This window comes from Sphingomonas sp. DC5200-1 (assembly GCF_049897245.1).
GTDB classification, from domain to species: domain Bacteria; phylum Pseudomonadota; class Alphaproteobacteria; order Sphingomonadales; family Sphingomonadaceae; genus Sphingomonas; species Sphingomonas aquatilis.
In genome coordinates this window covers 279,941-299,804 of the sequence record NZ_JAFCVW010000003.1, presented here as the reverse complement: position 1 = coordinate 299,804, position 19,864 = coordinate 279,941, and the positions used below count along the sequence as shown (strand labels likewise).

Annotated in this window: 17 protein-coding genes; 10 read left to right on the top strand and 7 right to left on the bottom strand. The window is 67.8% G+C overall.

Annotated features, from left to right (window positions below):
- Positions 1–87: 87 nt before the first annotated feature.
- The 3 genes from groL to ACP7A3_RS07615 form a co-directional block, all read right to left on the bottom strand.
- Positions 88–1,731 (bottom strand): chaperonin GroEL, encoded by a 1,644-nt coding sequence (gene groL / locus ACP7A3_RS07625; protein ID WP_043060274.1) that lies wholly within the window; start codon positions 1,729–1,731, stop codon positions 88–90.
- Positions 1,732–1,809: 78 nt separating this feature from the next.
- Positions 1,810–2,097, bottom strand: a complete 288-nt coding sequence (gene groES, locus ACP7A3_RS07620; protein ID WP_017977532.1) for a co-chaperone GroES — start codon at positions 2,095–2,097, stop codon at positions 1,810–1,812.
- Between the two features lie 177 nt (positions 2,098–2,274).
- Positions 2,275–3,981 carry a hypothetical protein gene (locus ACP7A3_RS07615; RefSeq protein ID WP_426256231.1) on the bottom strand — a complete coding sequence of 569 codons (1,707 nt, stop codon included), beginning with the start codon at positions 3,979–3,981 and terminating at the stop codon, positions 2,275–2,277.
- A 249-nt stretch (positions 3,982–4,230) separates the two neighbouring features.
- Here ACP7A3_RS07615 and ACP7A3_RS07610 point away from each other — a divergent pair, with 249 nt between their 5' ends.
- Positions 4,231–4,593 (top strand): DUF2946 family protein, encoded by a 363-nt coding sequence (locus tag ACP7A3_RS07610; RefSeq protein WP_426256232.1) that lies wholly within the window; start codon positions 4,231–4,233, stop codon positions 4,591–4,593.
- 68 nt (positions 4,594–4,661) lie between these two features.
- Positions 4,662–6,674 carry a TonB-dependent receptor gene (locus tag ACP7A3_RS07605; RefSeq protein WP_426256233.1) on the top strand — a complete coding sequence of 671 codons (2,013 nt, stop codon included), beginning with the start codon at positions 4,662–4,664 and terminating at the stop codon, positions 6,672–6,674.
- 44 nt (positions 6,675–6,718) lie between these two features.
- Here the strand turns inward: ACP7A3_RS07605 and ACP7A3_RS07600 are convergent, their stop codons facing one another.
- Entirely contained in the window at positions 6,719–8,737 is a 2,019-nt protein-coding gene (locus ACP7A3_RS07600) for an alpha/beta fold hydrolase (protein ID WP_426256234.1), read from the bottom strand.
- A gap of 145 nt (positions 8,738–8,882) precedes the next feature.
- Here ACP7A3_RS07600 and ACP7A3_RS07595 point away from each other — a divergent pair, with 145 nt between their 5' ends.
- The 6 genes from ACP7A3_RS07595 to ACP7A3_RS07570 all read left to right on the top strand — a co-directional run bounded on the left by ACP7A3_RS07595 (position 8,883) and on the right by ACP7A3_RS07570 (position 14,785).
- Positions 8,883–9,656, top strand: coding sequence for an energy transducer TonB (locus ACP7A3_RS07595; RefSeq protein WP_426256235.1), 774 nt, complete (start codon positions 8,883–8,885; stop codon positions 9,654–9,656).
- Positions 9,653–10,426: an energy transducer TonB gene (locus ACP7A3_RS07590; RefSeq protein ID WP_426256236.1), complete on the top strand. Its 774-nt coding sequence runs from the start codon at positions 9,653–9,655 to the stop codon at positions 10,424–10,426. The genes ACP7A3_RS07595 and ACP7A3_RS07590 overlap by 4 nt, the downstream gene beginning before the upstream one ends.
- Positions 10,427–10,523: 97 nt before the next feature.
- On the top strand, positions 10,524–12,413 hold the full coding sequence (gene sppA, locus ACP7A3_RS07585; protein ID WP_426256237.1) for a signal peptide peptidase SppA: 1,890 nt from the start codon (positions 10,524–10,526) through the stop codon (positions 12,411–12,413).
- On the top strand, positions 12,410–12,970 hold the full coding sequence (locus tag ACP7A3_RS07580; RefSeq protein WP_241890786.1) for a GNAT family N-acetyltransferase: 561 nt from the start codon (positions 12,410–12,412) through the stop codon (positions 12,968–12,970). Before sppA ends, ACP7A3_RS07580 begins: the two co-directional genes overlap by 4 nt.
- Positions 12,971–12,974: 4 nt before the next feature.
- Positions 12,975–14,240: a glycoside hydrolase family 28 protein gene (locus ACP7A3_RS07575; protein ID WP_426256238.1), complete on the top strand. Its 1,266-nt coding sequence runs from the start codon at positions 12,975–12,977 to the stop codon at positions 14,238–14,240.
- On the top strand, positions 14,237–14,785 hold the full coding sequence (locus tag ACP7A3_RS07570; protein WP_426256239.1) for a hypothetical protein: 549 nt from the start codon (positions 14,237–14,239) through the stop codon (positions 14,783–14,785). Before ACP7A3_RS07575 ends, ACP7A3_RS07570 begins: the two co-directional genes overlap by 4 nt.
- A 7-nt stretch (positions 14,786–14,792) precedes the next feature.
- On the opposite strand, the gene ACP7A3_RS07565 is transcribed toward ACP7A3_RS07570, so the two are convergent.
- From ACP7A3_RS07565 to ACP7A3_RS07555, 3 genes are all read right to left on the bottom strand, one after another.
- Positions 14,793–15,608 carry a hypothetical protein gene (locus ACP7A3_RS07565; RefSeq protein WP_426256240.1) on the bottom strand — a complete coding sequence of 272 codons (816 nt, stop codon included), beginning with the start codon at positions 15,606–15,608 and terminating at the stop codon, positions 14,793–14,795.
- A gap of 85 nt (positions 15,609–15,693) precedes the next feature.
- The gene (locus tag ACP7A3_RS07560) at positions 15,694–16,347 is read right to left on the bottom strand and encodes a trimeric intracellular cation channel family protein (RefSeq protein ID WP_017977522.1); all 654 of its coding nucleotides are present in this window, start codon (positions 16,345–16,347) and stop codon (positions 15,694–15,696) included.
- Positions 16,348–16,414: 67 nt separating this feature from the next.
- Complete coding sequence (locus tag ACP7A3_RS07555; RefSeq protein ID WP_426262751.1) at positions 16,415–17,005, bottom strand: hypothetical protein; 591 nt, start codon at positions 17,003–17,005, stop codon at positions 16,415–16,417.
- 251 nt (positions 17,006–17,256) lie between these two features.
- Between ACP7A3_RS07555 and ychF the strand changes: the two genes are divergently transcribed.
- Both ychF and ACP7A3_RS07545 read left to right on the top strand, forming a co-directional pair.
- Positions 17,257–18,357: a redox-regulated ATPase YchF gene (gene ychF, locus ACP7A3_RS07550; RefSeq protein WP_017977520.1), complete on the top strand. Its 1,101-nt coding sequence runs from the start codon at positions 17,257–17,259 to the stop codon at positions 18,355–18,357.
- Positions 18,358–18,531: 174 nt separating this feature from the next.
- A complete protein-coding gene (locus ACP7A3_RS07545) occupies positions 18,532–19,863 on the top strand; it encodes an ectonucleotide pyrophosphatase/phosphodiesterase (protein WP_426256242.1) in 1,332 nt (443 codons plus the stop codon).
- The last annotated feature ends 1 nt before the right edge of the window (position 19,864 follow it).

The window sequence follows — 19,864 nt, the reverse complement described above, 5'->3', positions numbered from 1 at the left end:
CGTGACGTCGGACGGGATCGGCGGAGCCGACCCGCCGGCCGTTCTGATGTCGTGTCCGGGGCAGGCAGCGCCTGCCCCGGTCCGAAATCAGAAGTCCATGCCGCCCATGCCGCCCATGCCGCCGCCGCCGGGCATGGCCGGAGCCTTGTCCTCGGGCAGTTCCGAGACGGTCGCCTCGGTGGTGATGAGCAGGCCGGCGACCGAGGCTGCGTTCTGCAGCGCGGTGCGGACGACCTTGGTCGGATCGATCACGCCGGCGGCGACCAGGTTTTCATACTGGTCGGTCGCAGCGTTGAAGCCGAACGACGTGTCGGTCTGGTCGAGCAGCTTGCCCGAGACGACGGCGCCGTCATGGCCAGCGTTCTGCGCGATCTGACGCACCAGCGCGGTCAGCGACTTGCGGACGATGTCCACGCCGCGGGTCTGGTCTTCGTTGGCGCCGGTGACGCCTTCGAGCACCTTCGTCGCGTACAGCAGCGCCGTACCACCGCCGGGGACGATGCCTTCTTCGACGGCCGCGCGGGTCGCGTGCAGCGCGTCGTCAACGCGGTCCTTGCGCTCCTTCACCTCGACCTCGGTCGCACCACCGACCTTGATCACGGCCACGCCGCCGGCGAGCTTGGCGAGACGCTCCTGGAGCTTCTCGCGGTCATAGTCGCTGGTGGTGTTCTCGATCTGCGCACGGATCGCCTCGGTGCGGCCCTTGATCGCATCGGCTTCACCCGCACCGTCGACGATGGTGGTGTTGTCCTTGTCGATCGTGACGCGCTTGGCGGTGCCCAGCATGCCGACGGTGACGCTCTCGAGCTTGATGCCGAGGTCTTCCGAGATCATCTCGCCCTTGGTCAGGATCGCGATGTCTTCCAGCATCGCCTTGCGACGATCGCCGAAGCCCGGAGCCTTGACCGCTGCGACCTTCAGGCCGCCACGCAGCTTGTTGACGACGAGCGTGGCCAGAGCCTCACCCTCGATGTCCTCGGCGATGATCAGGAGCGGGCGACCCGACTGGACGACGGCTTCCAGGATCGGGAGCATCGCCTGGAGGTTCGACAGCTTCTTCTCGTGGATCAGGATGTACGGATCGTTCAGCTCGACCGTCATCTTTTCCGGGTTGGTGATGAAGTAGGGCGACAGATAGCCGCGGTCGAACTGCATGCCCTCGACGACGTCCAGCTCGAATTCGAGGCCCTTGGCCTCTTCGACGGTGATGACGCCTTCCTTGCCGACCTTCTCCATCGCTTCCGCGATCTTCTCGCCGACTTCCTTGTCGCCATTGGCCGAGATGATGCCGACCTGCGCGACTTCCGACGAGCCCGAGACGGGCTTCGAGCGCGACTTCACGTCCTCGACCACCTTGGCGACGGCGATGTCGATGCCGCGCTTCAGGTCCATCGGGTTCATGCCGGCGGCAACCGACTTCATGCCTTCGCGCACGATCGCCTGGGCGAGCACGGTCGCGGTGGTGGTGCCGTCACCGGCGATGTCGTTGGTCTTCGAGGCCACTTCGCGCACCATCTGCGCGCCCATGTTCTCGAACTTGTCCTTGAGCTCGATTTCCTTGGCGACCGACACACCGTCCTTGGTGATGCGGGGCGCGCCGAAGCTCTTGTCGATCACGACGTTGCGGCCCTTCGGCCCCAGCGTGACCTTCACCGCGTCGGCGAGGATGTCGACGCCGCGCAGAATGCGTTCACGCGCGTCGCGGCCGAATTTTACGTCCTTGGCTGCCATGGTGGCTACCCTTTCGAAAATTGGAAGTTGTGGAAGTGGACAGTACGTCAGGGCCAAAAACAGCCCTGCACGTCACAATCAGCCGACGATCCCGAGGATGTCGCTTTCCTTCATGATCAGCAGGTCTTCGCCGTTGACCTTCACCTCGGTGCCCGACCACTTGCCGAACAGGATGCGGTCGCCAGCCTTGACGTCCAGCGGAGTGACCTTGCCGTCTTCGGCCTTCAGCCCGGTGCCGGCGGCGACGACCTCGCCCTCCTGCGGCTTTTCCTTGGCGGTGTCGGGAATGATGATCCCGCCGGCCGTCTTCTCTTCCGCCTCGACACGGCGGACGAGGACGCGGTCATGCAACGGACGAAAGTTCATTGCGAAGTCCCTCTTTTCAGTCAGTGTTACAAAAATCTGGCACTCACGATGCGCGAGTGCCAACGGCCGGGATATGTGTCGCGGGCCGGGGACCGTCAAGAGATCGGCGGGACGGGAACCGAAGAAAGTCGTCGACGTTTTGGCGCGGCTCGTCGCGCTGGCCCGAAAAGCGGCGACTTAGCTGCCGCGTGCAGCGGTGCCGGTCGAGGCGAACAGCGTCGCCGCGGTGCGTCGTTCTGGGGAATCGAACGGGCCATGCGTCAGCGAGAAGGCGACACGGCCAGCGAGATCCGCCTTGCCCTGCTTCAGTAACGATTCGGCGAGCAGCAGGCGCGGCGCGGGTGCGGCGGGCACGCGGCGGATCACTTGCGCAAGGCAGAGCACCGCATCGTCGGGCGGCGCCTGCCCCGCGTCGAGAAAGCTTCGCACATAGGCGAGTCGCGGCGCGGGCGCGTCCCGATCGAGCGTGATCGCCCGGGCGAGAAGCTGCCGCGCGGCGGCGAGGCCGGTCGTCCGATCGGTGCCGGTCGCGGCGATTGCCTTCAGCGTCAGCGCGCGCCCCTTCGACGCGAGCGCCGCGGCATCGTCGGGGCGGCTGGCCAGCACACGATCGGCGGCAGCGAGGCAGGCGTCGGCATGTCCGCTGCCGCATTCCGCCGTCGCGGCGACGCGCAGCGCGTCGGGATCGTCGACACCGGTGGTGGCGGCGCGGATGGTGTCGAGCCAGCCGTCGCCACGGCCGCCCAGCGCGAGGCGCGCCTCGACCAGTGCGGAGTCTGCGGGCGAGAGTTGCGTGACGGCGGGCGGCGGCACATCAGGCTGCGGCGCCTGGCCATGGGCGTAGGCGAAGTCGCGGCGCGCGTACCGGCCGATCTCGCGCTGCAAGGCGGCAAGGTCGCCGAAGACGGTGGCGGCTTCGGCAAGGGGTTTGCCCTGTCGCACCGCGGCCATATAGCGGCGGAACTGGTCGCTGCGCTGGGACGACAGCGCCGAATAGAGGAAGAAGTGGCTGACTAGCCACGCGTGATAGGGGGACCAGCGCGCGGCGTCGCCGGTGTCGGTCAGGTAGCGGCCTGTCAGGACGCCGGCCACGTCAGCCGGCCCATAGGCGGTCAGCACCTGTTGGAACTGATCGGGCACGCGGGCATAGTCGATCGCGCCGTCGGGCCGGATCGCGATCGATGAAAAGAGCGCGCCGATACCATCCAGATACCAGCGCGGATCGCTGGCCGGCGCATAGGTGAGGATGAAGCGTTCGGCGTAGGCGGCGTAGAGCGAGCGTTCCCACGCCACGCCCAGCGGATTACGATGCGGTGCCATCTTCGAACACAGTCCGACCGCGTCGGTCCCGGCATACTGCACGACGTCGTCGCAATCCTCGTTGAAGGCACGCACGGTATTGAGCTTGATGGACGTATCGCGACGCGACACGGCCATCACCTCGCCGTCCTCGCGCGGGTCGTAATAGACGGTGCCCGCGAAGGGCGCCATGAACGGCCCCTGCTGCCAGCGCGCATTCTGCAGACCGAGGCTCGACAGATCGGTGTCGGGATCGAGCAGCGTGATCTGCGGCCGGACCATGTCGTCGGCGCCGCCGCCCCGTCGGTACAGACGGGTCAGCAACTGATGCAGCCGTTCGATGTTGCGGGTGACCCGGACCAGTTCGTCGGCGCTTCCCTTGCTATAGACGATGATGTGCGCGCCATCGGCCCGGCGCCAGGTGCCGCGCTTGCGGTCTTTCAGCCCTCGCACGACGATATCCGGGCCGGGAGCCTTGTTGCCAGCCTGGGCCACGGGCGGGGGCGCGGTCGTCGCCTGCTGGGCCGTGGCGGGGGTCGCCATCGTACAGGCGAGCAGGACAGCATGGCAGCGGGCGCGGATCATGGCCTTGGGTCCCCCTTGCGGTTCTACGCGATCGTAACAGGAATGTGCGCCGTCCGGAACGATCCGAATCCGATGGCGGTGCAGTCTGCGCGCGGCGTGCGACGGGATGATGACAGGCGGCAACAATCCGGCCGCAATCCGCGTGGGCGAGCGATTTCAGCAACTTGCGTGTGGGGCAACATGACAAGGATGATATGTTGTCTCTCATTCAGCTTTTAGACAGGTTCGCTCGTGTCGGGACGGGGCGGGATGAGACACACGCGACCCTGCCAGCGCCGGCCGCAGCCGGGCATGCTGATGCTTGCGCTGCTGGCGCTGTGCGCGCTGCTGGGCGGCGGGGGCATCGCACAGGCGCACGTGCATCCGCTGCATCTCACCGCCCGCGACGGCACGGACCGGTCGACGACGCTGGTGACGGCGGACGCGGATTGCACGCTCTGCTATGCGCGCGCGGCGTTCGAACCGCTGATGCCCGATGCGGCGCCGGCGACGGTGGCCCCAGTGCCCGCGGCGGCAATCCGGCCCGTCCACGCCGTCGCCGCTTATCCCCTGCCCGCACCGCGCGGCCATGGCTGGCGCAGTCGCGCGCCGCCGATCGACTCTCCGCTCTGATCCCTCCCCCCTCGCGCGTCGCCGATTGCGGCCGATGCGCGCCTGTGCCCGATTTCCCGGAGACGTCGATGCGTTCTTTCCTGTTCCTCGGTGCGGCCAGCGCCGCGCTGTTCCCCGCCTGCGCGCTCGCCCAGACCGCCGCCCCCGCCTCCCAGACGGCCGACACCGGCCGTGACATCATCGTGACCGCCAGCCCGATCCAGCACGATCGTGACGACACGCCCGCCATCTCTGCCAAGGTGGATGCCGAGGACATCCTGAAGGCCGGCGGCGCGAGCATTTCCGATGCGCTGGCCAAGGTGCCCGGCATCGCCGCGACCGGATTCGCGACCGGCGCCAGCCGCCCGATCATCCGCGGCATGGACGCGACACGCGTGCGCATCCTGGAAGACGGCCTCAGTTCCTCCGACGTGTCCGACATCGGGCCCGACCATGGCATGCCGATCGATCCGCTCGCCGCGCGCAGCATCGAGGTGGTGCGCGGCGCGGGCACGCTGCGCTACGGCAGCCAGGCGATCGGCGGCGTCGTCAACGTGCTGAACGATCGCGTGCCGATGCACCTGTCCGACCGGCCGTTCTCGGGTGAGGTCAACGGCACCTATGGCACCGTGTCCAACCTGTATCAGGGCGCCGCGCTGGTCGATGCGACGGTCGGCGACCTGGCGCTGCACGCCGATGGCTTCGGCCGGCACGAGGGCAATTACGACACCCCGCTCGGCGTCCAGCAGAACAGCTTCTTCAAGGGCTTCGGCGGATCGGTCGGCGGGTCGTATTTCTTCGGGAGCAACAAGGACAGCCATGTCGGCGCGGCGATCACGCAATATGACGCGCAATACGGCATCCCCAGCGACACCACCTATATCGACATGCGCCAGACCAAGGTGATGACGCGATCGTCGTTCGCGCTGGGATCGGGTCTGCTCAAGTCGCTGAGCCTGGATGGCAGCTACGCCAATTACAGCCATGACGAAAAGGAACCGGACGGCACGATCGACACGACGTTCCGCAACAAGGAATATAATGCGCGCGCCGAGCTGCTGACCAACCGGATCGGCTTCATCGACAACACCGCGCTGGGCGTCGAATATCAGCACCGCAACTTCTCGGCGGTGGGCGACGACAGCTCGTACCTGTTCCCCGCGACGATGGAGAGCATCGCAGGATACGTCTTCACCGACACGAAGATCGCCGGGCCGCTGCACGTCGAGGCGTCGGGCCGGATCGAGCAGGTGCATCTGACCGGCACGCCCGCATCGAACGTCGCCGCCACGCCGCGCTACACGCCGCTGAGCGGTGCGATCGGGGCGCTGTATACGGTCAGCCCCGCGGTGAAGCTGGGCGTCACCTTCTCCAGCACCGGCCGCGCGCCGGCGCTGACCGAATTGTTCGCGCGCGGCGGGCATGACGGACCTAACACGTTCGAGACGGGCGATCCGCGGCTGAAGATCGAGCGTGCCAATTCGCTGGAGGGCACGCTGCGCATCCGGTCGGGCAAGTTCCGCTTCGACGGCAGCGTCTACAGTTCGTGGTTCAAGAATTACATCTATGGTGACCTGACCGGCCTGTACTGCACCGACGACGGCGCGTGCCAGGCGACTCAGGACGACGACCACGACCTGCGCGAGCTGAACTACCGCCAGCAGGGCGCGCATTTCCGCGGGTTCGAGGGCGAAGCGAGCTACGACCTCGTCCACACGTCGCACGGCGTATACCGGTTCAACGTGCTCGCCGACTATACGCGTGCGACGCTGGACGACGGCAACAACGTCCCGCGCATCCCGCCCTATCGCATCGGCGGCGGACTGAACTGGACCGGCGACCGGTTGGATGCCGGGTTCAACCTGATCTACGCCGGCAAACAGGACAAAGCGGGCGTGTTCGATACGCCGACGCCGGGTTACGTGGCGCTCGACGGCCAGCTGGCGGTGCGCCCGTTCGCCTCGCATCCCAATATGGAGATCGCGCTGGTCGGCCAGAACCTGACCAACGACACGCAGCGGCTGAGCACCGCGCTGAACAAGGACCTGGTGGTGATGCCGGGCCGCCGCCTGATGGCGACGCTGCGCATCGCGACCAACTAAAGGCAAAAGGGGGAGCCGGCCACAGGGGCTGGCTCCCAACGCCCTTACCCTTCGATATGCAACGCGGTGCGCAGGAAGGCGTCGCTCTTGCCGAGCATGTCGGTGCGCACGTCGCTATCGTCGAGCTGGTGGGTGAGGCCTTTATATTCGACGAAGGTCACGGGCTTGCCCGCCCCGCGCAACTTGCTGGCCATCAGGCGCGATTCACCGATGCCGACATTCTGGTCGAGGTCGCCGTGGAACAGCAGCACCGGCGCGGCGATGCGGTCGACATTCTGCGCGGGCGAGCCGTCGCGGATATGGGCGCCATGGCCGATGAAGCCGTCGACCAGTTCGAAATTGGTGAAGTTGCGATGTTCGCCGCGTAGCGTTTCGAGGTCGGTGACCGGCGCGATCGCGACGATCGCCTTGAACAATGCCGGGTCGAGCACCGCCGATTGCAGCGCCGCATAGCCGCCGTACGACCAGCCGACGATCGCGAGCTTGTCGGGCGCGGCGATGCCCTGCGACACCAGATAGCGGCCGGCATCGTTGACGTCGCCGATCGCGGTGCGCCACGACTGGAAGCCGTTCTTCTGGAACCACGCCGCGCCATAGCCGGTCGAGCCGCGGAAATTGGGCTGGAGCACCGCATAGCCGCGCGCCGCGAAGAATTGCGGCAACCAGTCGAAGCCCCATTCGTCGCGATCGCCGGGGCCGCCGTGCGGCAGGACGATCGCGGGCAGCCCCTTGCCGCTGCTGCCGGCGGGCAGCGTGAGATAGGCGGGGATCATCGTGCCGTCCGCCGCCTTGAAGCTGATCGGCTTGACGCTGGCGAGCGTGCGACCGCCAAGCGGCGGGCGCACCGACAGGATCGGCGACAGCTTCTTCGCGGTGCGATCGAACAGGTAGAAGCTGCCGGGATCGACGTCGCTGCCGGCGAACAGCACCAGTTTCTGTTCGTCGGCGCTGGCATCGACGATGCTGACGATCGGCTGTTTCGGCAAGGCGCGGCCGAGCGAGGCGGCGAGCGCCTTCAGCGCGGGATCGAAGATCACGCGTTCGCGCCGGTCGGTCGCGAAGCTGGCGCCGACGACGCGCTGCTGGCGGCCGATGCGGATCAGCGAATCAACGTCGACGTCGGGGCGATCGAGCACCAGTTCGCGCTTCAGGCTGCCGTCGAGCGCGACGCGGTACAGCGCCTGGCGTCCGCCGTGATCGTCGAAGCCATAAGCGACATTGGCGTCGCGATCGACGGCATAGGGATCGAAGCCGTGCGATACCCCGCCATCGTCGTTGACCACGGACAGCGGCTGCCAGCTGCGATCGCCCGCCTTGCGGTACATATAGGTCGTGCGGCCGCGCAGCATGCCGCTGTCGCTGGCGGCAGTGATGCCCATGATGCGGACGGTGCCGTGGCCGTCGGTGATATATTCGCTGGCGCGGCCGCTGGGCCGTTCGACCTGCTGGCGGCGCAGCGTCGTCGTATCGACGCGCTCGACGCCTAGGCCCGACGCGGTGGACGCGGTGATCGAGCCGGTGGTCATCTGCGCACCGTAATCGCGCGTCATCAGCACCGAGCCGCCCTTCGCATCACCGCCCGCCGCATCATCGGCGAGGAAATCGATGATGCCGCCGCCGAACTGGCCGAAGCCATCGATGCGGTCGCGCGTCTCGCCCGACAGGGGCTTCATGTCGCTGCCGTCGGCGTTGAGCGTCAGCACGCGGCTGTAGCCCAGCCGCATGCCGTTGGTCGTCATCAGCGTCGAGATATTGCAGACGAGCCGCGTCGCGGTCGACCAGCTGCACCCCGTCAGCTGATCGGGCCGGCCACTCGAGGTGAGGATCGGTCGGGGCGTTGCGTCGCCGGTGAGATCGGCGACGTAGAGCGCGGTGCCCGCCCCCGCCGCGGCGCGAACCATCGCGAGCCGCTTGCCGTCGGGGGAAATGCTGACCTGCCGGACGTCCTCACGCGCACCGAACGCGCGTGCATCGACAGCACCGGCCCCGATCTGCGCGCGCGAGGCGCCCGCCCCGCCGATCGCCAACGCCAACACCGCCACGCCGCCCAGCACGATACGCATACATCTTCCCCCCAATACTTGCGCCCGACGCCGGTTTCGCGGTGCGCGGCGGCAGGTTAGGCGAGACGCGATCGTTCTGCCAGTGGCATCCCGTTGCAGCGGCGCGCAGCAATGCTAGGCTCGCAAAAAATATCGGGGGATAAGCATGATGATCGGACTGGTCGCGCTGGCGTTGCAGGCCGCCGCACCTTCGGGCGGCAGTATAGATGCGGCAGGCAAGTGGGGCGTGGACTACAGCCCCGGACAGTGCATCATCAACCGGCAGTTCGGGTCCGGCCCGGTCAAGTCGTTCCTTGCCGTCGATGCAGATCCGATGACCGGCACCGGTTATATCGTCCTGCTCATTCCCGGCGTTGCGACGAAGGGGACTTTCGGCACTGCCACGATGACCGTCGCCCCGGGCGGCGCGACGCTGCGGCCGATATGGTTCGCCCGCAGATCGAAGGACGCGCGGGCGGCGATCGAGATCTGGGTCGGCCAGGACGGCTGGGCCGCGATTACGGCGGGCGACACGCTGACGATCCAGGGGCCGTTCGCATCGCCCGTATCCGTACCGGTCAAGGGGATCGACAAGGCGATCGCCGCTGCCAAGACGTGCGGCCGGACGCTGCTGACATCCTGGGGCGCGGACCCCGATGCGATGATCGACACCTCCGGTTCGAAGAGTCCCGGAGACTGGATAACCAATTTGGACTATCCGCCTGAAGCGCTGCGCAATGGCGAATCGGGCACGGTGAGGATCCTGCTGACGATCGATCCCAAGGGACGACCACGCGACTGCAAAGTGGTCGTCAGCTCGCGTTCGCCGTCGCTCGATGCGACGACGTGCCGGATCATGATGAAGCGCGCCACGTTCGAACCCTCGTCAAAAGAGACCCGCTACGTATTTGATCCCGTCGCATGGAGGGTGTCACAATGATCGCGGGCGCGATCATCGCCCTCGCCCTGCAAGCCGCGACTCCGGCGGCGCATGTCGACCGATCGGCGACGAAATGGGGCGTCGAATATGCACCGAACCAGTGCATCATCAACCGCGCGTTCGGGGATGGGCCGAAGCCTGCAATTCTGGCGATCGACGTCGATCCCGTGTACGGCGGCGGTGACCTCGTCCTGTTGACGGCGACGCCCGTGTCTCGGGGTAAGTCCGGCGTCGCTACCATCACGCTTGCGCCGACGGGACCGTCGCTGCGAGCGTCGTGGATCGCTGCGCCGACGCAGCAGGGCGGCTATGCGCTGCGCCTGTTGCTGGAGCCTGAAAAATGGCAGCAGATCAGGACGGCCAAGCAGCTGTCGATCGACGCTGCAGCAATTTTTCCGGTGTCCGTGCCGATCGGGGGTATCGACAAAGCCTTCGCTGCCGCGAAGGCGTGCGGCCGCGACCTGCTCAAGTCCTGGGGGGCCGATCCCGATGCCATGATCGACACGGGAGGTCAGCTGAACCGCGACTGGATACAGGTTGCCGATTACCCGGCAGACGCCTTCCGTAGCGGTCAGCAGGGCATTGTGCGCATTCTGGTGACGGTCGATGCGAACGGCAGGCCGACCGCCTGCAAGGTCGCAAGAAGCTCTGGTGTGCCGTCGTTGGACACAGCGACATGCACCGCCATGATGACCCGTGGCCGGTTTTCGCCATCGGACAGGAAAGTCCGCTACTTTTATCAGAAGACGAGCTGGATCAATCCGAACTGACGAACCGGATCATACATCCGTATTACCGGCCCAACACGCCCCGTTGCGCGGCGCCCTCGGCTGCTCTAGCGCTAGAGGCAACGATAAGGAGCATCGCGTGAAGCTGGTTCGGGGCGCATGGAAGCTGCTGGTGGCGATCAAGGACGGGTTGGTCCTGATCGCGATGCTGTTGTTCTTCGGTCTGCTGTTCGCGGCGCTGAGCGCGCGACCGGGGATGAAGGCGATCAGCCCGGGGGCGCTGGTGCTGGACCTCAACGGCACGATCGTCGAACAGCCCGAGGAACAGGCGCCGTTCGCGATGCTGTCGGGCCAGCAGGGGCCGCGCCAGTATCGCGCGCGCGACGTGTTGCGCGCGATCGATGAGGCGCGGACCGACGACCGGGTGAAGGCGCTGGTGCTCGACCTCGATCGCTTCGGCGGCGGCTATCCGGCGACGCTGAACGAGGTGGCCGACGCGATCCGCAAGTTCCGCGACACGAAGAAGCCGGTGCTGGCCTATGCCACCGCCTATACCGATGCGGGCTATCGCCTCGCCGCCAACGCCAGCGAGATCTGGGTCAATCCGCTGGGCGGCACGATCTTCATGGGGCCGGGCGGCAACCAGCTGTATTACAAGGGGCTGATCGACAAGCTGGGCGTCACCACGCACGTCTATCGCGTCGGCAAGTTCAAGAGCTTCGTCGAACCCTATACCCGCACCGACCAGAGCCCGGAGGCGCGCGAGGCGAGCCAGGCGCTGCTGGGGTCGATCTTCAGCCAGTGGAAGGAGGCGATCGCCAAGGCCCGGCCGAAGGCGCAGGTGGCGCAGTTCCTCGCCAGCCCGGACGCATTGATCGTCGCGGCGGGCGGTGACATCGCGCAAGCCAACAAGGCGGCAGGCATCGTCGATACGCTGGGTGATCGCACCGCCTTCGGTGCGCGCGTCGCGGCCATCGTCGGCGGCGATGCGAAGAAGGCGGCGGGCTTCTACAACCGCATCAGCTATGACAGCTGGGTCGCGGCGCATCCGCTGCCCAAGACCGGCGACGCGATCGGCGTCATCACGATCGCGGGCGATATCGTCGACGGCGAAGGCGGCCCGGGCAGCGCGCATGGCGACACGATCGCCAAGCTGATCCTGAACGGCCTCGCCAAGAAGGACCTGAAGGCGCTCGTGGTGCGCGTCGATTCGCCGGGCGGATCGGTGATGGCGTCGGAACGCATCCGACTCGCGATCCTGCAGGCGAAGCAGAAGGGGCTGCCGATCGTCGTGTCGATGGGCGGGCTGGCCGCATCGGGCGGCTATTGGGTGTCGACGCCGGGCGACGTGATCTTCGCCGAACCGTCGACGATCACCGGCTCGATCGGCATCTTCGGCATCATCCCGACGTTCGAGAAGACGCTGGCCAAGATCGGCATCACGACGGATGGCGTGAAGACGACGCCGCTGTCGGGCCAGCCCGACGTGTTTGCCGGCACCACGCCCGAGCTCGACACGATCCTGCAGGCGGGGATCGAGAACGGCTATCGCCAGTTCCTGACCCGCGTCGCACAGTCGCGCCACATGACCGTCGATCAGGTCAATGCGATCGCGCAGGGACGCGTGTGGGACGGCGGCACCGCGCGGCAGATCAAGCTGGTCGATCGCTTCGGCGGGCTGGACGATGCGGTGGCGGAAGCCGCCAAGCGCGCGAAGCTCGACCCCGCCAAGGTCCACGCCGAATATCTGGAGAAGGAACCGAGCGCCGCCGCGCAGTTCGCCGCCGCGCTGGCCAGCCGCAAGGACGACGACGATGCGGCGAGCCCGTCGGCGGACGTGTTCGGGCGCATCGCGGCCGAGCGCCGCGGCCTCGTCGCGCAGGCGGTGGGCGACGTCAGCCGCCTCGCGCGCAGCGGATCGGTGCAGGCGCGCTGCCTGGAATGCGGCGGCATCGGGCCGAGCGCGACCGCCGACAGCGACGCCAGGCTGTTCGACCTGGTGCTGGCGAAGCTGGGCTTCGGCGCATGATCGGGGTGCGCGCCGCGACGCCGGAGGATGCCGGCGCGATCGCCGCCATCTATGCGCCGCACGTGCTCGCCGGGACGGTGTCGTTCGAGACGGAGGCGCCGGACGCGCGTGCGATGCGGACGCGGATGGCGTCGTCGCAGGGGCTCTACCCCTGGATGGTCGCGACCAACGGCGCGGAGACGGGCGGCGTGCTCGGCTATGCCTATGCCACCCGCTTTTCGGAGCGCGACGCCTATCGCTGGGCGGTGGAGACGACGATCTACGTCGCCGATGTCGCGCAACGGCAGGGCGTCGGGCGGCTGCTGTACGAAGCGCTGATCGACACGCTGCGCGCGCAGGGCTTTACCCAGGCGATCGGGCGGATCGCATTGCCCAACAACCAGTCGATCAAGCTGCACGAGACGGTCGGCTTCCGCCGCGCTGGCGTGTTCCGCGAGATCGGCTACAAACAGGGCCAGTGGATCGACGTGGGCTATTGGCAATGCGAGCTGGCCGACCCCGCCAGCCCGCCTGCCGAGCCGAAGCGCTTCGCGGATGTGGGTGTCGTAAGGGTCTGAGCCAATGCGTCGGTGTGCTGCGGTCGTGCTTGCGTTGGGCGTGGCGGCGGCACCGGCCGCGGCACAGGATCGGCGAACCGTGGTGGAGCCGCAGCTGCCCACCGCCGCCTGCGCCACGCTGTCCCCCACGTCCGGCGATCGGCGCCGCGAGATCGAGGCGGCGTTGCGGCGGTGTCGCGGAGCCGCGGTGCGGCTCGGCCCCGGTCTGTATGAGAGCGGGCCGATCGAAATGCCGTCGCGCGTGACCCTGTGGCTGGACCCCGCTGCGACGCTGCGCGCGATCCCCGATCCGCGGCGGTTCGATGCCGGACAGGGATTGTGCGGGACGATCGATACCAAGGGCCATGGCTGTCGCCCGCTGATCCACTTCTCCGATGCCACCGATGCGGCGATCATTGGGGCGGGCACGATCGACGGCGCGGGCGGCGCGACGATGGCGGGCGGCACCGAGACGTGGTGGCAGCTCGCACGCCGCGCGCAACGCGAAGGCGGCAAGCAGAACGTGCCGCGGCTGGTGACGGTGGATGGCGGACGCAATCTGGTGCTGTACGCCACGCGCTTCGCCAATGCGGCGAATTTCCACGTCGCGGTCAATCACGTGCGTGGTTTCACCGCCTGGGGCGTGACGATCGATGCGCCTGCCGATGCGCGCAACACCGACGGGATCGATCCGGGCGCGAGCGAGGACGTGACGATCGCGCACAGCCGCTTCAGCACCGGCGACGACGATATCGCGATCAAGGCCGGCAACGGCGGCGGCGTGCGCTACGTCTCGATCCTCGACAGCCACGTCCATGCCGGGCACGGCGTGTCGATCGGCAGCGAGACGGTGAGCGGCGTGTCCGACGTGCTGGTGCGCGGGCTGACGTTCGACGGCACGACATCGGGCCTGCGGATCAAGAGCGACCCCAGCCGCGGCGGGCTGGTGCAGCGCATACGCTATCAGGACATCTGCCTGCGCGGCGTGGCGCGGCCGATCGATTTCGACACGCGCTACGATCCCAAGGCGCAGGGCGGATCGATCCCCGTCTATCGCGACATCGTGCTGGCGAATGTGCAGGGCGACGGCGGGCAGCTGATCGCGCGCGGCTATGACGCGCGGCACCCGTTGGACGTGACGCTGGACGGCGTGCGCTTTCCCGCCGGCACGCCGTGGCAGGTCGCCAATGCGACGCTGCATATCGGACCGGGCGGCGCGACGCCGCTGCCGCCGGGCGTGACCGGCCCCGCCGCCACGGTCGGAACAGCGTGCGCGGGGGCGGGGCAATGATCCTGGCCATGTTGCTGGGTGCGGCGCAAGCGGCCGCGCCGCAGCCGTTGCTCGATTGCGGGCAGATCGAGCGGGCCGCCATGACGTCCCGTGAGGAAGGCGTTCCCGAACCCAGGCATGCCACCGATGTGCAGTTGATGGCGGGCCATTCGCTGTGCCGAGGATGGGAGATCATCGACATGTGGCGGAGCGGGTACGCCGCATCAGGTGTGTGGCGGGCACGGCGCAAGGTGATGGACCCGCTAGGTCGCCTGACCGTGACGGTGACCGACTCCGCCGCCTGTCCGGCGTTGATCGGCGTGCTGAGAAATTTGAACGACGTACCCACCGCCCTTTCGGTGATTCCGGCCACCGCTCCTGCCCATCCACTATGGCCGCCGGTCGTCTGGACAGACGGGACGGGGTATACCCTAAAGCTCTTATCCAGCGAACAACCCGACGGGTCGAGTGCGAGCATCACCGTGTTCAGTAACGACGGCGCGCTGGCGCACTGGGCCGAGGCCAGCATGAAGCAGTTGGAACCCTGCTGGCGCCCCGCCGCCTGACCATCCGTCAGGATGTGCGGTCCAAATAGTCACGCAGCGCCAGCCAATGGTTGGCGCCCGCTTCCACCAGCACCACCGCGCCGGAGGTGGCATTCGCATCGATCAGGCGGGCGAGATTGCGGGTGCGCGCGATGCTTTCGAATTTGACGATCGCGCTCGCCGGACCGGTGCCGCAGGGCGTGCCGGCCATCAGGTCGAGACGCGCACCATACGCGCCGCGATACCAGGCGGCGAAGTCGAAGTCCTTGGGTTGGCGCAGATGCGGGATCGACCGCATTTCGTCGGCGATGCGGTTGGCGGGGACCGGGCCGAAGGGATCGACGTGCGCGCGCAGCAGATGTGCGCCGAGGGCGTCGCGCATGTCGTAGCCGGCGTCGATATCGGCACGATATTCGTCGCGGGGGCTCATATCCCAGCCGGAAAACGCCGTCTTCGCGTCGGTCGCGAGCTTCACCGCGTAGAGATTCTCCTGGATATGGCCGTGCGCAAACTGGTCGGCGGCGCGCTGCGACAGGAAGGCGCGATAGGCGGAGTCGGCGCTCTTGTCCGCCGAGGCGCCCTCGACCAGCACGATCGTCGGGTGGGCGCGATCGAATGCCGCTTTGATCGCCTGCGCGGAGGGCGATTGCGCGTCATGCTCATGCGCGACCGCGACGAAGACGATCGTTGCGCCGTTGCGGCGATGGTAGACCTGCGTGGCAGGCACGGTGATATCGGCGCGCGCGGCGCAAAGGTCGCCGACCGGATCTCGCGGCGTCTGGCCGGTCGCCGGAGATGCCGCGAGCGTGAGTAGGGCGAGAAAAGTACCGATCGTCGTGCGCATGACCGTCTCCAGCCGCCGTATGCGGGTGGCGTCAGGATGCGCGCGGTTGGTGGCGGATTCGTGTCGGATCGACGGCGGGCCGCCCTTACCCCCGCCCGCGATAGGCGGGGAGCGCGAGGTGGTAGCGGATCGCGAAAGCGCGCAGCGTGAAGCCGGCGGCGGCGGCGATGATCGCGGCGGGGGCGCCGGCGAGGCCGACCAGCCCGAGCGCGACGTAGAGGCCCGACGCGAGCGCCGCGGCGGTGACGTAGAGTTCGGGGCGCATCAGGATCGACGGTTCGCCCGCCAGCACGTCGCGGATGATGCCACCGACACAGGCGGTCACCACGCCCATCAGCGCGGCGGGCAGCGGCGGGATGCCATAGCCCAGTGCCTTGGCCGCACCATAGACGGCATAGGCCGCAAGGCCGATCGCGTCGAACCAGGCGAGCGCCTCGTCCCGCCACCAGCGTTCGGGCGTCACCCAGATCGCCGCGGCCATCGCGAGGCATACGGTCGCCGCGCGCGGATCGTGGACCCAGAAGACCGGCGCACCGATCAACAGGTCGCGCACCGTCCCCCCGCCGACGCCGGTGATCAGCGCGAAGAAGGCCAGCGTCACCGCGGTCTGCCCGCGCTTCGCCGCGGCAAGCGCGCCCGAGGCGGCGAACACGGCGAGGCCCGCGACATCGAACCAGGGTGCGAAGGCGGGCAGGATCAGGTCGGCGGACAATTCGCCATGGGGCAAGGGCGGCAGCATCGTCGGCGACCCTAGGCGAAGCGGCGGCGCGATTGAACGGGTCGCGTGCCGCGATAGCAGGATCGGATCAGAAGCGCCGGCCGAACGAGACGTTGACCACGGGGTTGATCGGGCCATTGCCCACGCCGCCGCGCTCGCCTGCGGTCGGGCGGGTCAGGCGACCACCGATTTCATAGGCGCGGCCCTTCATCGCGCCGACCTCCAGCCCGATCGTGGTGTCGGCCAGCATCGTGCCGGTGTAGCCGAAGGTCAGCGCCGGGGTGCGGCGCAGGCCGATGCGGCCGCCACCGGCGCCCAGCGTCGGACGCTGCGACAGCATCAGCGGACGGTTGCCGACCTGCTCGCCGGCCCGCACGTCGTACAGACGGCCCCCAGCGGACAGGTGGAAGCCGCTGTCCGCGAAGGGATAATATTCGACCATCGAACTCGCGAGACGCTGATGCACGCGCTCATTGGGGCCCGCGCTGGTCGTCATCGTCGCGACCCGCAGCCGCAGCCGTGCGGTGAGCGGCGTCGAACGGTCGAGCGTACCGCCGAGCGCAATCGGCGCGAGCAGCGGCGTTCGCTGCGCCGCCATCGGCGCGGGCGCGGTCAGGATCGCAAGCGGCGCGACCTGCGCCTGTGCCCCCGCGGCCGTCGCCGCGGCCAGCCCTGCCATCATCCACCCCGACCGACGCATAAGCCCCCGTTGCAGCGTGCGTATCTGTCTGCCGTCGTTCCCGCGACGTATCCGCTGCACGACATAGACGACGCGGTATCAATCAAGGCACAATTGCGGCAGCGTGCCGCTGCGACGAGCCGGTGGATTCCATCGCCGAGATGCGAAAACCGCGGAACGGCTGGTCAATCGCGCGCCATATGGCTAAGGCCGCGGCCTCCATTCCCTTTGCAGAAAACAGAGCACGACCCATGGGTTTCCGCTGCGGCATCGTTGGCCTGCCCAACGTCGGCAAGTCCACGCTTTTCAACGCACTGACCGAAACGGCAGCGGCGCAGGCGGCCAATTATCCGTTCTGCACGATCGAACCCAACGTCGGTAACGTCGCGGTGCCTGACCCGCGGCTGTACAAGCTTGCCGAGATTGCGGGCTCGGCGAAGATCATCGAGACGCAGCTCGCTTTCGTCGACATCGCCGGCCTGGTCCGCGGTGCGTCGAAGGGCGAAGGGCTGGGCAATCAGTTCCTGGGCAATATCCGCGAGGTGGACGCGATCGTCCATGTGTTGCGCTGCTTCACCGATGGCGACGTGACGCACGTCGAGGGCAAGGTCGATCCGATCGCCGATGCCGAGACGGTCGAGACCGAGCTGATGCTGTCCGACCTCGAAAGCCTGGAAAAGCGCGTCCCCAATCTCATCAAGAAGGGGCAGCAGGGCGACAAGGAGGCCAAGATCGGCGCGGCCGTGCTGGGTCAGGCGCTGGAGCTGCTGCGCGACGGCAAGCCCGCGCGCCTGACGCAGCCCAAGGATGCCGAAGAGGCGCGCGTCTTCGCGCAGGCGCAGCTGATCACGGCGAAGCCCGTCCTCTACGTCTGCAACGTCGACGAAGCCGATGCGGCGAACGGCAATGCGCTGTCGGCCAAGGTGTTCGAAAAGGCGAAGGCGGAAGGCGCCGAGGCGGTCGTCGTTTCCGCGGCGATCGAAGCGGAAATCGCGACGATGGCGCCCGAGGATCGCGGCGAGTTCCTGAGCGAGCTGGGGCTGGAGGAAACCGGCCTCGCCCGCGTTATCACCGCCGGGTACAAGCTGCTGAAGCTGCTGACCTTCTTCACCGTCGGCCCCAAGGAAGCGCGCGCCTGGACGGTCCATGCCGGCGCCAAGGCCCCCAATGCCGCGGGCGAGATCCACACCGACTTCGAACGCGGTTTCATTCGCGCCGAAACCATCGCGTACGACGATTACGTCGCCTGCAAGGGCGAAGCGGGCGCGCGCGAAGCGGGCAAGCTGCGGCAGGAAGGCAAGGAATATGTCGTCCACGACGGCGACGTGATGCTGTTCCGCTTCAACGTGTAAGCGGGCGGGGCTGAGGCGGCCTGCCGGGCTCGCCTTGCCCCCTCTTCATCGTTCGCGCCTTCGCGGGAAGGACGTGCGATGGGCAGCCGGAGGCGCCGCCTGCTCTGCCCTTGTCGCCCCTCCCCGCTCGCGGCTAAAGGCAAGCATGCCTGCCATGATCGGGGTGATCGCCGCGTGAACCTTCGTCCGACCGCTTTTCTCGCCACGCTCGCGCTCGGCGCCTGCGCGCTGCCCGCCACGCCGCCGGCGCTGTCGCCGGTGACGCAGCCCGCGCCGTTGCAAACGGCGGCCTTGCCTGCCGAGCCGGACGCGCCCCCCGCCCCGCTGCCGCGCACGGTGACGCCGCCCGTGACGATCCTCGTGTCGATCGACGGCTTCCGGCCCGATTATCTCGACCGTGGCGTTACGCCCAACCTCAACGCGCTGGCCGCGGGCGGGGTGTCCGCGTCGATGCGGCCGTCCTTCCCGTCGGTGACCTTCCCCAACCACTGGACGCTGGTGACGGGCAAGGTGCCCGACCACCACGGCATCGTCGGCAACTCGATGGAAGACGCCGCACGCCCCGGTGAGACCTTCACCATGGCCAACGACGATCCCTTCTGGTGGAACCAGGCCGAACCGATCTGGGTCACCGCGGAAAAGGCGGGCGTCCGCACCGCGACGATGTTCTGGCCGGGCGCCAATGTCGGCTGGGGCGGCACGTTGCTGCCCGACAGCCATGGCACGGTCGCGCATGCCACCCGGCCCGAGGACTGGCAGCAGTTCAACCAGGCGGTGACGGGCGAACAGCGGGTCGATTCGGTGATCGACTGGTTGCGCCGCCCGGCGGCCACACGGCCGCGCTTCGTGACGCTGTATTTCGACATCGTCGACACCGCCGGCCATGCGTATGGACCGCAATCGCCCGAGGTGACGCAGGCGGCCGCGAAGGTCGACAGCCAGATCGGGCGGCTGGTCGCGGGTCTGCGCGACCTCAACCTGCCGGCGAATCTGGTCATCGTCGCCGACCACGGCATGTCCGCGACCAGCAGCACGCGCACGATCGCGATCGACCGGATCGCGGACCCGCGCACGTATCGCACGCTCAACAGCGGGCCTTATATGGGTCTGTATCCGATGCCGGGGCGGCAGCAGGCGCTGGAGGCGGCGCTGCTGAAACCCCACGCGCACATGCAATGCTGGCGCAAGGGGGAGATCCCGGCGCGGCTGCGTTACGGCACCAATCCGCGAGTGCCGCCCTATATCTGCCTGGCCGAGCCGGGGTGGATGATCACCAAGACGGCGGTGAAAACCGCGTTCAGCGGCGGCGCGCATGGTTACGACAATCAGGCGCCCGACATGGCGGCGCTGTTCATCGCCAACGGCCCGGCCTTCGTCGGCGGCAAGCGCCTGGCCAGCTTCGACAATACCGACATCAATCCCTTGCTGCGCGATCTGCTGAACCTGCCCGCGGGCCAGGGGCTGGACGGAAACGACGCACCGTTTAGGCAGGTGCTCAAACGATAGG

Coding starts and splice junctions, on each gene's coding strand:
- groL (WP_043060274.1), bottom strand. CDS start 1,731: ATGGCAGCCAAGGACGTAAAATTCGGCCGCGACGCGCGTGAACGCATT.
- groES (WP_017977532.1), bottom strand. CDS start 2,097: ATGAACTTTCGTCCGTTGCATGACCGCGTCCTCGTCCGCCGTGTCGAG.
- ACP7A3_RS07615 (WP_426256231.1), bottom strand. CDS start 3,981: ATGATCCGCGCCCGCTGCCATGCTGTCCTGCTCGCCTGTACGATGGCG.
- ACP7A3_RS07610 (WP_426256232.1), top strand. CDS start 4,231: ATGAGACACACGCGACCCTGCCAGCGCCGGCCGCAGCCGGGCATGCTG.
- ACP7A3_RS07605 (WP_426256233.1), top strand. CDS start 4,662: ATGCGTTCTTTCCTGTTCCTCGGTGCGGCCAGCGCCGCGCTGTTCCCC.
- ACP7A3_RS07600 (WP_426256234.1), bottom strand. CDS start 8,737: ATGCGTATCGTGCTGGGCGGCGTGGCGGTGTTGGCGTTGGCGATCGGC.
- ACP7A3_RS07595 (WP_426256235.1), top strand. CDS start 8,883: ATGATGATCGGACTGGTCGCGCTGGCGTTGCAGGCCGCCGCACCTTCG.
- ACP7A3_RS07590 (WP_426256236.1), top strand. CDS start 9,653: ATGATCGCGGGCGCGATCATCGCCCTCGCCCTGCAAGCCGCGACTCCG.
- ACP7A3_RS07580 (WP_241890786.1), top strand. CDS start 12,410: ATGATCGGGGTGCGCGCCGCGACGCCGGAGGATGCCGGCGCGATCGCC.
- ACP7A3_RS07575 (WP_426256238.1), top strand. CDS start 12,975: ATGCGTCGGTGTGCTGCGGTCGTGCTTGCGTTGGGCGTGGCGGCGGCA.
- ACP7A3_RS07570 (WP_426256239.1), top strand. CDS start 14,237: ATGATCCTGGCCATGTTGCTGGGTGCGGCGCAAGCGGCCGCGCCGCAG.
- ACP7A3_RS07565 (WP_426256240.1), bottom strand. CDS start 15,608: ATGCGCACGACGATCGGTACTTTTCTCGCCCTACTCACGCTCGCGGCA.
- ACP7A3_RS07560 (WP_017977522.1), bottom strand. CDS start 16,347: ATGCTGCCGCCCTTGCCCCATGGCGAATTGTCCGCCGACCTGATCCTG.
- ACP7A3_RS07555 (WP_426262751.1), bottom strand. CDS start 17,005: ATGGCAGGGCTGGCCGCGGCGACGGCCGCGGGGGCACAGGCGCAGGTC.
- ychF (WP_017977520.1), top strand. CDS start 17,257: ATGGGTTTCCGCTGCGGCATCGTTGGCCTGCCCAACGTCGGCAAGTCC.